The sequence below is a fragment of the Roseateles sp. genome (assembly GCF_036486225.1).
In the GTDB taxonomy this organism is placed as follows: Bacteria; Pseudomonadota; Gammaproteobacteria; order Burkholderiales; family Burkholderiaceae_C; genus Roseateles.
The window spans coordinates 1-12,912 of the sequence record NZ_DASVNZ010000348.1 but is presented as its reverse complement, the minus strand read 5'-3'; the positions used below and the strand labels follow the sequence as shown (position 1 = coordinate 12,912).

The following is a 12,912-nucleotide window of genomic DNA, read 5'->3' as shown; positions in this document are numbered from 1 at the left end:
CGGGCAGCGGCAGCTCGGCCCAGAAGGTCGCGCCCGCGCCCGGCGCGCTGTCCACGCCCACGTCGCCGCCCATCAGCGTCGCCAGCTCGCGGCAGATCGACAGGCCCAGGCCCGTGCCGCCGTAGCGGCGCGTGGTCGATTCGTCGGCCTGCGTGAAGGGCTGGAACAGCCGCTCGTGCATCGCCTCGGCGATGCCGGGGCCGGTGTCGCTGACCTCGACGCGCAGGCGGCGCTCGTCCAGCTGGCGCACCCGCACCGCCACGCGGCCCTGCTCGGTGAACTTCAACGCGTTGCTCAGGTAGTTGCTCAGGATCTGCCGCGTGCGCACCGGATCGCCGATGACCCAGGCGGGGACCGCGTCCTCGACGTCGATGCTGAACCCCAGCCCGCGCGCCTGCGCCAGCGTCAGGTACCCCATGCGCATCGTCGCCAGCATGTCGCGCAGCGCGAAAGGCACCGTCTCCAGCGTCAGTCGGCCGGCCTCGATCTTGGACAGGTCCAGGATGTCCGACATCAGGCCCGACAGGCTCTCCGCGCTATCGACCATCTGGTCCAGGTAGTGGCTGCGCGTGTCACCGTTCAGGTCCGGCTGCTGCAGCAGCCGCGCCAGGCCGACCAGGCCGTTCAGCGGCGTGCGGATCTCGTGGCTGATGTTGGCCAGGAACGCGCTCTTGGCGCGGTTGGCGGCCTGCGCCTCGTCCTTGGCCTGCGCCAGCGCGGCTTCGACGCGCCGGCGCTCGGTCACGTCTTCCATGATCCAGATCGTGCCGCCGCGGCTCGGGTGGTTCGGGTCCACGGCCCGCGCCAGGATCCGGCACAGGAAGCGGCTGCCGTCGCGGCGCCGCATCAGGCGTTCGACCTCGACCTGGTCACCCGCCGCCAGTCGCGGTCCGAGTTCGTGGCCGACGGCCTCGTAGTCTTCGGGGTTGGGCCACACCACGCTGCCCGCCTGGCCGATCAGCCCGCCGGCGGGCCAGCCGAACATCTCCTCCACCAGCCGGTTGGCCTGCACGAAATGCTGGTCGCGCGTCAGCGCGATGCCGATCGACGCGTTCTCCAGGATCGCCGCGTGGACCAGCCGGGTGCGCTCGGTGTCGCTGACGTCGCGCGAGTTGACGACCAGGTAGGACATCCCGTCCATCACGAACGGCGCCGCCGACAGCAGCATCGGGATCGGCTGTCCGCGCCGGTTGACGAAGCTTGCCGGCAGATCGCTGACGCGGCCGTGCAGCCGCAGCGCCTCGACCAGCCGCTCGCGGTCGGCGATGTCCTGCCAGATGCCGAGCTCTTCCGAGCTGCGGCCCAGGACCTCGTCGGCGGTGTAGCCGCTGACCAGCTCGAAGGTCTTGTTGACCATCACGTAGCGGCCGCTGACGGTCTCGGTCAGGGTGACGACGTCGGGGCTGGTCGCGAACAGGTGGGACAGCAGCGCCTCCGAGCGCCGCAATGCGTCCTGCGCGCGCGAGGTCTCGGTCTGGTCGATGAAGAAGGACAGTGTCGCCGGGCCGGTGGCCGCATCCACGCGCACGCTGGTGGCCTGCACCAGGCGGCGCCGGCGCGACAACGTCCGCAGCCGGAATTCCGTCATCGGCAGCATCGCGCCGACAGGCAGCGCCTCGATCTTGGCGGCGCGCTGGCGGGCGCGTTCCTCGTCGCCGGGCTCGTAGTGCGAGAACAGATCCTGGCCGATCATCGATGAACGCTGTGTGTAGCCGAACATCGCCATCGCCGCGGGGTTGGCGTCCATCACCCGGCCCCAGCGGTGCAGCACCAGCGGTGAGGGCGAGCGGCGGAACAGCTCGCGATAGCGCGTCTCGGTCGCGACCATGGCCTGCTCGGTCTGGACCTCGTCGGTGACGTCGCGGCCCACACCCCAGTAGCCGCGGAAGTTGCCCTTGGCGTCGAAGCGCGGCTCGCCGCTGATCGACACGTAATGCAGCGCGCCGTCCTCGGACGTGCGGCGCATCACCAGGCCGCGGAACGGGCGATGGGATTCGAGGTCGGCGCGGTGCGCGTCGAGTTCCTCGTCGGAGAGGCCCAGGTGTTCGATCTCCCACGGCGCACGGCCGAGCCGCTCCGCCATCGAGAGCCCCGAGGCGCCGGGGTTGTGTTCGGTCAGGTGGGTGAAGCGGAACTGGCGGTCCATCTCCCAGTACCAGTCCGCCGCCATGTTGAGCAGGTGGCGGAAGCGCGCGTGCCGGTCGTTGACCTCCTGCATCGCCCGCCGGATCAGCTTGGCCGTGCCCAGGCCGACGACCAGCCCCGAGGTCAGCAGCAGCAGTTGCGTCAGCAGCCGGGCGGTCAGCCCGACCGGCGCGGTCCCGACCTGGATCCAGCCGCCCAGTTCCGCCGACGCCAGCCCGCCCAGCGCGGCCAGTCCCAGCCCGAACAGCGACAGACCCGCGCCAAGGCCGATCATGCCGGTGCCCAGCGCGACCATCAGGCCCATGATCCCCAGGCTTGCGGCGTTGAGCCCGAGCTGGCGCGAGACCGCCAGCGACAGCGCCGTGGCCATCGCCAGGCACATCAACGCGACCGCCGCCGCGGGACCATGGTGGGCGGGGAGCCGCCACAACATCGCCAGTCCGGCGAAGGTGGTCACGAGGGCGAGCACCGGCGGCAGCAGGCCGCCCAAGGGTTCCGACGCGCCGGCGCTGGCCAGCAGCAGCAGGCCGGCCATGCCGGACAGCAGCACGCACGCGGCCATGAACAGCCGTGCGGCGCGCCATTGCAGCTTCGCGGGCAGGCTGTCGCCGCGCGACAGTTCGTGCCCCACCAGACTGCTCAGATCGTCCTGGGAATCCTTGCTCACTCGACCCCGCCCCAACTCGTTGTGTATGGACATGCCCTTTCTCTCCTTGGAAAGGTTCCGGGGCGAGCGGCGTGCCGGATCGGCGCGCGGCGGCCCGGATTGCAACGTCCGGTAACGGAGTCTCGGCGAGCGGGGGGTGTTCTGAAGAGGAGAGGAATCCCCAAACGCGTCCAGTTCGGTGCGCGTTCGGGGTTTCTGCCAATTAATTGGCGGGCGTCAGCGCCTGGGGATCAGGCCGGCTTCGCCGGGCGCAAGGCGTCGCGTGTCGCCAGCGCCACACGGCGGGCGGCGGCGGCGAAGTCCTCGCCGGCGGACGCGTACAGCACCGCGCGGGAGGAATTCACGATCACCGTGCCGGCGTCCTTGCGCCAGCCGGCCGCGACCGTGGCGGCCGCGTCGCCGCCCTGGGCGCCCACGCCCGGGATCAGCAGCGGCAGGGTCGGGGCGAGCCCGCGCACGCGCTCGATCTCCTTCGGGTAGGTCGCGCCGACCACCAGGCCCAGCTGGCCGTTGACGTTCCAGTCGCCCTGGGCCAATGCGGCCAGGTGCTCGAACAGGCGCGGCTGGCCCGGCACGTCGGCCAGGCGCTGCATCTGCCAGTCGTCGCCGCCGGGGTTGGAGGTGCGGCACAGCAGGAAAGCGCCCTTGTCGGCGTAGCGCAGGTAGGGCTCGACGCTGTCGCGGCCCATGAAGGGCGACAGCGTCACCGCGTCGGCCTGGTAGCGCTCGAAGGCCTCGCGGGCGTACTGCTCGGCGGTGGCGCCGATGTCGCCGCGCTTGGCGTCCAGGATCACCGGCACGTGCGGCGCGTTGCGCTTGATGTGGGCCATCAGCTGCTCGAGCTGGTCCTCGGCGCGGTGCGCGGCGAAGTAGGCGATCTGCGGCTTGTACGAGCTCACCAGGTCCTTGGTGGCGTCGACGATGGCGGCGCAGAAGTCGTAGATCCGGCCGGCGTCGCCCTTCCAGTGGGTCGGGAACTTCGCGGGATCGGGATCCAGCCCGACGCACAGCAGGGAGTCGTTCAGGCGCTCGGCGGCCTGCAGCTTCGACATGAATTTCATGTGCGGTATTGTCCCGCTTTTGCTTGAGATGACCTCCGGGGCGACGTCCCCGGGCCCAGGGAGGCGGGGATGGACGTGTTGAGAACGGCGCGATTGCGCCTGCGGTGGTTCCGGCAGTCGGATGCGGCCTTCGTCCGCGGGCTGCTCAATGAGCCGGCCTGGATCGAACACATCTACGACGCGCAGGTGCGTACCGACGAGCAGGCGGCGGCCTGGATCCGCGAGCGGCTGGAGGCGCGGTACTGGCTGCTCGGTTTCGGTTTCTGGGCTGTCGAGCGGATCGAGGACGGCGAGCTGCTCGGCCTGGCCGGCGTGATCCAGCGCGAGGGCCTGCCGCATCCGGACATCGGCTACGGCTTCCCGGCGCGGTTCTGGGGCCACGGCTACGCGCGGGAAGCCGCCTCGGCCACCTTCGACTACTGCCGCCAGGTGCTCGGCCTGCGGCATCTGCTGGGCACGACGGCGCCCGAGAACCATCCGTCGGGGCGCGTGCTGCTCGCGATCGGCATGAGCGACGACGGGCTGCAGCAGACCGAGGCGCACGAAGGCCTGTCGCGGGTGTATTCCTGGCATGACCCGGCACCGCTTTCCGACGCGGACGAGATCGCCGCGCTGCGACGCCGCTGGCATGCCGCGCTGCGCGGACCGGCGCGGGCGGCGCTGATGGCCTGCGTGACGCCGGAAGTCGTCGATCGCGTGATGGCCAGCCGCACCGACCTGTCCCCGCAGGCGCTGGACCACCTGGCGCAGCGCTGGGCGCCGCTGGCGGACGATCCGACGCTGCGGGCGGTGCGCACGCCCGCGGGGTGGCGGCTGGACGTGCCGGCCGATCGCTGAGGCCGGGAGACCGAAACTGGAAACGCGCGCCGGGAACTCGCGCCGGAAACGCGCGCGTGCGCAGGCGCGCTTAAGCGTGGCTGAAGTCGGCGGGGGAGGCCCTGGCCTATGCTCGGTGCCATGGACATTTCTGCTCAGCCCGCCGCGCGCATCCTGCTCATCGAGGATGACGAGCGCCTGGCGCAACTGGTGGCCGACGCGCTCAGCAAGGCCAACTACGCGGTGACCGTCTGCGGCGACGGCCTGGCCGGCGAGGCGCTGATGCGGCAGGAGCCCTTCGAACTGGTGCTGCTGGACGGCCACCTGCCGGGCAAGGACGGCTTCGACGTGCTGCGCGACACGCGCCGCGATTTCCCAGGCCGGATCGTGATGCTGACCGCGCGCGACGACGACATCGACCAGGTGCTGGGCCTGGAGGGCGGCGCGGACGACTACATCGCCAAGCCGGTGGCGCCGCGCGTGCTGCTGGCGCGGCTGAAGGCGCTGCTGCGCCGCGACGCGCTGCCGGCGGCGCACCCGATCGGCGAGGCGCTGCATTTCGGTCCGTTGACGCTGCTGCCGCAGTCGCGCGAGCTGCGTCTGAACGGCGAGCCCGTCATCCTCACGACCGCCGAGTACGAGCTGCTGAACTTCCTGGCGCATCGCGCGGGGCAGGTCGTGAGCCGCGACGACATCATGCAGGGCCTGCGCGGGCTGGAGTTCGACGGCCTGGACCGCGCGATCGACGCGCGCATCTCGCGGCTGCGCAAGAAGATCGGCGACGACGCGCAGGCGCCGGTGCGGATCAAGACGGTGCGCGGGCAGGGCTACCTCTTCGCGATCGACTGATGGCCGCGATCACGCTGCGCGCCTCGCTGTTGCGGATGGCTCTGGGACTGGGGCTGGCGGTGCTGGCGCTGATCCTGCTCGTCGAGGGGCTGGTGCTGATCGGCGCCTCCGAGGTCACCAACGACTACGTCCGCAACTTCATGCGCGGCACGGTGGACCTGCTGGTGCGGGATCTCTCGCCGCTCGATCCGCCGGCGCGGCGCGAGCGGGTGCGCGAGCTCGACGCGCAGTTCGACTATCCCGTGCGACTGATCCGCACCGACCTCGCGCAACTCAGCGCGGACCAGCGCCGCCGGCTCGAGCGCGGCGAGGTGCTGGTGACCGGCTTCAACCGCCGCATCTATGCGGCGCTGCCGGGCGAGCCCGATCAGCTGCTGCTGCTCGGACCGCTCGATTCCAAGCGGGCGGGCGAGCTGCCGAAGGAGCTTGCGGCGCAACTGGGCGTCGCGGTGGTGATCGCCCTGGCGGTCGCGCTGATCGCGTGGTGGCAGTTGAGGCCCTTGTGGCGCGACCTGCGCGGCTTGCAGCGCGCGGCTGAGCGATTGAGCGCGGGGCGGCTCGATACCGAGCTGCCGCCGTTGAAGAGTCGACTCTTCGCGCCGGTGGCTGCGGCGACGCGCGCGATGCTGGAGCGGCTGGCCGCCGCGATGGCGACGCAGCGTGAGCTGACCGGGGCGGTCTCGCATGAACTGCGCACGCCGCTGGCGCGGCTGCGTTTTGCGGTCGATGCGCTCGTGGACGAAGACGACCGCGATCGCCGTGAACAGGCCGTGATGGCCTGCGAGCGCGACATCGCCGAGCTCGACGAACTCATCGACGCGAGCCTCACCCTGGCGCGGCTCGACATGGGCGCGCTGCAGCCGCATGTGATGCAGGGCAACCTGGGCGACATGCTCGCGAAGGAAGCGGCCTCGCTGGCGCCGCTGCTCGACGGCAAGGCGCTGGATACGGACCTGCGATTGCCGGATGTGCTGCCTTTCGATGAACGGCTGCTGCCTTACGCGATCCGCAACGGACTGCGCAACGCGGCGCGGTACGCGAAGGGCCGCATCCTGCTGACGGCGTGGGTCGAGGCAGGGCAGCTCTGGCTCGCGATCGACGACGACGGCGAGGGCGTGCCGCCGGCGCTGCGCGAAGCGGCGTTCGAGCCCTTCAAGCGACTCGAACGCAAAGGGCGCGGGACGCGCGGCTTCGGCCTGGGCCTGGCCATCGTGCGACACGTGGCGCATGCGCATGGCGGGCATGCGCGACTGGGCGAAGCGCCGCGCCTCGGCGGCGCGCGGCTGCTACTGTACTGGCCGGCTGAAGCGGCCTGAAGCATCGATTCGATGGGCGCTCTCCGCCCTGCGTGAAGCTTCGTCAAGCGCTGCGTACGCGGCTGTCATCGACCGTCACACAAGCGCTCAACTCGCGCCACAGACGCGGCGGGGTCGAATTCCCAGAATGAGCTCCATGTCGAACGAGCCTGATCACTGACCCAGGCGACCCGGAACGACAGATCGATCAACAGCTCTGAAGGAGTTCCAGATGAACAGCAACAACAACACCCGCACGTCGATCAACGGCAAGAAGGCCGGCCTGCTGGCTGCAGCGGCCGTCGCGCTGACCCTGGGCGTCGGCGTCGCGCACGCCGATCCGGTGACCCCGTACTACATCGGCGGCGACGTCGGCAAGACGACGCAGCGTGTGGACGGCAACGCGCAGAAGCGCACCTCGGACAGCTACAGCATCTTCGGCGGCTACAAGTTCAACGAGAACTTCGCCGCTGAAGTGGCCTACACCGACCTGGGCAAGGTCGACTTCGGCGGCGTGACCGCGAAGAACAAGGTGTACTCGCTGGACGGCATCGCCCGCGCGCCGCTGGGCTCCGGCTTCGGCGTCTACGGCAAGGTGGGTCTGGCGTACGCCCAGCGCGACTTCAACAACGGCCTGGGCGACAAGGACAAGACCGGCCTGAAGCTGGGCGTCGGTGTCGACTACGCACTGACCAAGAACGTCTCGCTGCGCGCCGAAGCCACCCGCTTCAACAACATGCCGCAAGCCAACGGCTTCGACAAGAAGGACGATCGTCTGAGCATGGGCCTCGCCTACCAGTTCTGATCAACCGCGTTTGACCGGTGCCGATTCCCCCCGGCACCGGCGCCTGACGGGGGCTGCTCCGAGCGACACCCGAACCCCGATTCCCCGCCAGGTGCAAGGGCAGTGCAGAAATGCACTGCCCTTTTTTCATGACGATCGGACAGGCCCGATCCGTGTTGAGGGCCCGTAGGCCGGCCTCATCGACGCACAGCCGGGCCATGGGCGCGCGGGCCCGTTCCCGATGGAATGAATGGGCGCCGTCACCCCGACGGCGTGACTCCTCGACGCCAAGGTCGGGAGTGCCACTTTCCTTCGAGAACATCGACATGACCGCAATGATTTCTGACATGACTCCCGCAATGACCGCGGCGATGCCCAACGCCTTCGACTCGCACGGCCTGGAGTTCCGCGAGCTGACCGACACGGAGATCGACGCCGTGCACGGCGGCGACTCCTGGGCCGGTTCGCCGGAAGGCCGCGCCACGGCGGACGCCACCGCCTGCGCCAACACCATCCTGGCCTGGAGCGGCGTCGGCGCCACCTTCGGCGGCATGGGCGGCAGCTTCATCAGCGTGCTCGGCGGCTGGTCCATCGGCGGCGGCCTGGCGGCGATGTACTCCAAGGCCTGCAACGTCACGCGGTGAGCGACTATGCCCCCGCATGGCCGTCCAAGGGCGGCCTGCCCCGGACGGTGGCGCGCGTGATCGCCGCAGGCGCGGGTGCCCGTCTCGTGCTCGCGCTGCCGGGATGCTGCTCGGCCTGGTCGTACACCGAGCTCTTCCTGGCGATCGTGGGCGCGCTGGTGTGGGGCGCCGTCGTCTTCCGCGTGACGGCGGTCTTCCTGGCCGCGGCCATGGATGGCACGCGTCCCCGCGTCTCGCGGGCCGCCGTCGCCGTGCTCGGGGCCCTGGTCGCCGCGATCGGCGCGGAGGCCTTCCTGGCGATCGCGGCGCTCGCGCCGGAACCGCTGGTCGGCACGGTGCTCGCGGTCACCGCCGCGGCCTGGATCGCCAGCTGCGTGGTCCTGGTCGTGCGCCGCTGGCGTCAGCCGGCGACGGCGGATCGGGATGCTTGATCCGGCGCCTGATCCGGGCGCTTGATCCAGGCGCCTGGCCAGGAGGTTCGATAGCAAAAAGGGGCAGTGCCTGTATGCACTGCCCCTTTTTTGCGATCAGGCCGATCGCCTGGTCTCGATCGATCGACCAGATCAGATCCGCTTCGCCAGCGCCTCCGCGGTGCCGGTGTAGTTGCCCGGCGTCATCGCCAGCAGACGCTGCTTCTCGGCTTCGGGCAGCTCCAGTCCCTGGATGAAGGTCTGGATCGATTCGCGCGTGATCGCCTTGCCGCGCGTCAGTTCCTTCAGACGCTCATACGGGTTGGGCAGCGCGTAGCGGCGCATCACCGTCTGGATCGGCTCGGCCAGCACTTCCCAAGACGAGTCCAGGTCGGCGTCCAGCGCGGCCTGGTTGAGTTCCAGCTTGTCGAGGCCCTTGGTGAGCGAGTCGTAGCCCAGCAGCGCGTACCCCAGCGCCACGCCCATGTTGCGCAGCACGGTCGAGTCCGTCAGGTCCCGCTGCCAGCGCGAGATGGGCAGCTTCTGGCTCAGGTGGGTCAGCACCGCGCTGGCCAGGCCGAAGTTGCCCTCGGCGTTCTCGAAGTCGATGGGGTTGACCTTGTGCGGCATCGTCGACGAGCCGATCTCGCCCGCCTTGGTCTTCTGCTTGAAGTAACCCAGCGACACGTAGCCCCACACGTCGCGCGACCAGTCCACCAGGATGGTGTTGGCGCGCGTCACGGCGTCGAACAGCTCGGCCATGTAGTCGTGCGGCTCGATCTGGATCGTGTACGGGTTGAAGGTCAGGCCCAGCTGCTGCTCGATCACCGACCGGCTGAACGCTTCCCAGTCTTTCTCGGGATAGGCCGACAGGTGGGCGTTGTAGTTGCCCACGGCGCCGTTCATCTTGGCCAGCAGCTTCACCTCGGCGATGACGGTGCGGGCGCGGCGCAGGCGCGCCACCACGTTCGCGATCTCCTTGCCGACCGTCGTCGGGCTGGCGGTCTGGCCGTGCGTGCGGCTGAGCATCGGCGCGGCGGCGTGGGCCTGGGCCATCGCGGTCATCTTCTCGATGACGCGGTCCAGCGCCGGCAGGATCACCTGATCGCGCGCGGCCTTCAGCATCAGGCCGTGGCTGGTGTTGTTGATGTCCTCGCTGGTGCAGGCGAAGTGCACGAACTCGCCGGCGCCTTCCAGCTCCGCCTTGCCGGCGAACTGCTGCTTGATCCAGTACTCGACCGCCTTCACGTCATGGTTGGTCGTCTTCTCGATGTCCTTGATCGCCTGCGCGTCGGCCTCGGAGAAGTTGACCACCAGCGCCCGCAGGAATTCCCGCGAGGCGGTCGACAGCGGCTTCAGTTCCGCCAGGCCCGCGTCGGACAACGCGATGAACCATTCGATCTCCACCTGGACTCGGCGGTGCATCAGTCCGAACTCCGACAGCAGCGGGCGCAGCGCGGCCATGCGCGACGCGTAACGGCCATCCAGGGGCGACAGGGCGGTGAGGGCGGAGAGATTCATGGCGCGCGGGGGGCCGGAACCGGCCATTCAGGGGGTGGGACAAACCCGGGGATTCTACAGAGCGGGTCACAATGGCCCCCGCTCCGGCCAGCCGTCGCCCCAGGGAGGGCCTCCGGCGGATCCGTCGCAGGGACTTTGAGGGAAGGTTCGAGGGAAGGCATGCAAGAGAGAAGTCAACGCAAGGGCGCCGTCTGGATGACCGCCCAGACGCGCACGCTCGTCATGGCCGCGGCGTCCGCCGTCACCATGACCCTGATGAGCGGCTGCAAGCCCGCCGGCGACGCGCCCCGGCCACTGGCGCCGCTGGAGGCGGCTTCCGCCAATCCGGCCGTCAGCGCCACGCTGCTCAAGCAGAGCGATGAGGTGCTCGCGCGCTATCGCCAGATGATCGTGCTGATGGACGGCGAAGCCGCGCTCAAGCCCGCCGAGCGCGACGCCGTGCGCGCCGTCGGCATGCTGCTCTTCCACGACATGCAGGAGAGCATCCGCGCGCTCGGGGAGACCGCGGCCAAGAGCACCGACCCCGCCGGCCTGGCCGCGCTGTCGGAGCTGCTGGACCGCGTCGAGCAGGAGCCGTCGTGGTTCGACGCCGACCGGCTCGCCTTCAAGGAATTCCTGTCGCAGCTGGCGCAGCAGTTCTCGACCTCGCAGAGCATCGCCGGCCTCAAGCTGGCCAAGCGCGCGGGCGAGGACCTGAGCGTGCTGGCCGAGATCGAGAACGCCTACGAGCAGGAACTGCGCGACACCTTCGGCCGCTTCGCGCAGCGCGGCATCGTGCCCAAGCGCGAGAAGTGGACCGACTACGTCGCCAAGCTCAAGGGCCTGTACGCGCGCGACCGCATCCTGAAGGACTACGCAACCATCCTGCCGGACCTGCAGGCGCGTCCGAGCGTCACGGAAGGACCGGACGACGCCACGCCGGTGGCTCCCGCCACGGCGTCCGCGCAGGCACCGGCCGCGACACGCGGACCGACCAAGGCGGAGCGCGAGTTCTTCGGCCGCCAGCTGCCGCCCAAGACGGTGCTGCTGACCTTCGACGACGGCCCGCACCCGCGCTACACCGACGAGATCCTGGAGATCCTCAAGCGTTACCAGGCGCCGGCCGTGTTCTTCGAACTGGGCCGCAACCTGGGCAGCGTCGACGCCAACGGCAAGGTCAAGCCCGGTCCCGGCAGCGAGGTCGCCAAGCGCGTGCTCGCCGCCGGTCACCCGATCGCGAACCACAGCTTCAGCCACGGCGTGATGTCGAAGTTCGAGCTCGACAAGGTGCGCCAGGAAGCGAGCTCGACCGAGGCGCTGCTGGACGCCGCCGGCCGCGACGGCCAGGCGCTGTTCCGCTTCCCCTACGGCGCGCGCAACGACGCGGCGCTGGGCGCCATCGAGGCGCTCAAGCTGCGCTCGATGATGTGGAACGTCGACTCGCTGGACTGGTCGGATCCGATCCCCAAGTCCATCGCGGCGCGCGTGCTGGGGGAACTCGGCAAGCAGCAGCGCGGCATCGTGCTGTTCCATGACATCCATGCGCGCACCGTCGAGGCGCTGCCGCTGGTGCTCGACCAGCTCAAGGCCGAGGGCTACAAGTTCGCGGCCTGGAAGGACGGGAAGATCGTCGCGGCCGACACGCCCGCCGCGGACGCGACACCGCCGGAACTCGCCGGCGCCAACCTCTATCGCGACAGCGTCGCGCTCGTGATCGGCATCGACCAGTACAAGGCCTGGCCGCGGCTGCAGCATGCGGTGCGCGACGCCCGCGCGATCCAGGAGACGCTGCAGACGCAATTCGGTTTCCGGCCCGAGAACGTCACCACGCTGACCGACGCCGACGCGACCCGCGCCAACATCCTGCGCGCGCTCAACGGCATGGCGCGCAAGGGCGGCGACGGCAGGCTCAAGCGTGACGACCGCGTGTTCGTGTTCTTCGCCGGCCACGGCAGCACGCGCAAGCTGCCGAGCGGGCGCGACGTCGGCTACATCATCCCGGTCGACGCCGGCACCGACGACCTGCAGACCGACGCGATCGCGATGCCGCAGCTGCAGGAGCTCAGCGAGGCGCTGCCGGCCAAGCACGCCTTCTTCGTCATCGATGCCTGCTACTCGGGCCTGGGCCTGACGCGCGGCGGCGCCCCGGGCGGCAGCTCGAACTTCGTGCGCGACAACGCACGCCGGCTGGGCCGCCAGATGATGACGGCCGGCGGCGCCGACCAGCAGGTCGCCGACGACGGTCCGGGCGGGCATTCGGTCTTCACCTGGACGCTGCTGCAGGCGCTGTCCGGCAAGGCCGACCTGAACGGCGACGGCCTCATCACCGCGACCGAGCTGGCCGCCTACGTGGCGCCGGCGGTGTCGGCGATCGCGCACCAGACGCCGGCCTTCGGCAGCCTGCCGGGCAGCGAGGGCGGCGAGTTCATCTTCGAACTCGCGTCCACGCAGGAGCAGGCGCTCAGCGGCGACAGCAACCAGCTCGACGCCAAGACCAGCGCGCTGGCCAAGCAGGCGGACGACGCCCGCAACGCGCAGCTGCAGCCGGTGGCGCAGGCCTCCGCGCCGACCGGCGCCGCACCGGGATCGCCCGCGGCGAGCGCGACCTCCGTGCAGGTCACCATCAAGGGTCTGGACGGCAAGGATCAGGCCCTGGCCGCTCCCACCGCCCGTGTCGATGCCGGCGCCCGCGTGACCGCCCAACGCGCCAACGACCGCGGCCTGCAGCTCTACCGCGAGCG

10 protein-coding genes are annotated in these 12,912 nt (G+C 70.2%); 7 read left to right on the top strand and 3 right to left on the bottom strand.

Annotated features, from left to right (window positions below; all coding sequences use genetic code 11):
- Window positions 1-2,845 (bottom strand): PAS domain S-box protein (locus VF536_RS22790; protein ID WP_331617190.1); only part of this gene is annotated, 2,845 nt, incomplete at its 3' end.
- A gap of 197 nt (window positions 2,846-3,042) precedes the next feature.
- On the bottom strand, window positions 3,043-3,873 hold the full coding sequence (pyrF, locus tag VF536_RS22785; RefSeq protein ID WP_331617188.1) for an orotidine-5'-phosphate decarboxylase: 831 nt from the start codon (window positions 3,871-3,873) through the stop codon (window positions 3,043-3,045).
- Window positions 3,874-3,942: 69 nt separating this feature from the next.
- Between pyrF and VF536_RS22780 the strand changes: the two genes are divergently transcribed.
- From VF536_RS22780 to VF536_RS22755, 6 genes are all read left to right on the top strand, one after another.
- On the top strand, window positions 3,943-4,710 hold the full coding sequence (locus VF536_RS22780; RefSeq protein ID WP_331617187.1) for a GNAT family N-acetyltransferase: 768 nt from the start codon (window positions 3,943-3,945) through the stop codon (window positions 4,708-4,710).
- A 120-nt stretch (window positions 4,711-4,830) separates the two neighbouring features.
- Window positions 4,831-5,538 carry a winged helix-turn-helix domain-containing protein gene (locus VF536_RS22775; protein ID WP_331617186.1) on the top strand — a complete coding sequence of 236 codons (708 nt, stop codon included), beginning with the start codon at window positions 4,831-4,833 and terminating at the stop codon, window positions 5,536-5,538.
- The gene (locus tag VF536_RS22770) at window positions 5,538-6,854 is read left to right on the top strand and encodes an ATP-binding protein (protein ID WP_331617185.1); all 1,317 of its coding nucleotides are present in this window, start codon (window positions 5,538-5,540) and stop codon (window positions 6,852-6,854) included. The genes VF536_RS22775 and VF536_RS22770 overlap by 1 nt, the downstream gene beginning before the upstream one ends.
- Window positions 6,855-7,065: 211 nt before the next feature.
- On the top strand, window positions 7,066-7,638 hold the full coding sequence (locus VF536_RS22765; protein WP_331617184.1) for an outer membrane beta-barrel protein: 573 nt from the start codon (window positions 7,066-7,068) through the stop codon (window positions 7,636-7,638).
- 326 nt (window positions 7,639-7,964) lie between these two features.
- Window positions 7,965-8,261 (top strand): hypothetical protein, encoded by a 297-nt coding sequence (locus VF536_RS22760; protein WP_331617183.1) that lies wholly within the window; start codon window positions 7,965-7,967, stop codon window positions 8,259-8,261.
- Complete coding sequence (locus VF536_RS22755; RefSeq protein ID WP_331617182.1) at window positions 8,258-8,692, top strand: hypothetical protein; 435 nt, start codon at window positions 8,258-8,260, stop codon at window positions 8,690-8,692. The genes VF536_RS22760 and VF536_RS22755 overlap by 4 nt, the downstream gene beginning before the upstream one ends.
- A gap of 132 nt (window positions 8,693-8,824) precedes the next feature.
- Here the strand turns inward: VF536_RS22755 and purB are convergent, their stop codons facing one another.
- Window positions 8,825-10,192, bottom strand: coding sequence for an adenylosuccinate lyase (purB, locus tag VF536_RS22750; protein WP_331617181.1), 1,368 nt, complete (start codon window positions 10,190-10,192; stop codon window positions 8,825-8,827).
- Between the two features lie 159 nt (window positions 10,193-10,351).
- Between purB and VF536_RS22745 the strand changes: the two genes are divergently transcribed.
- Window positions 10,352-12,912, top strand: a 2,561-nt coding sequence (locus VF536_RS22745) for a polysaccharide deacetylase family protein (protein ID WP_331617180.1), incomplete at its 3' end; no start/stop codon positions are given.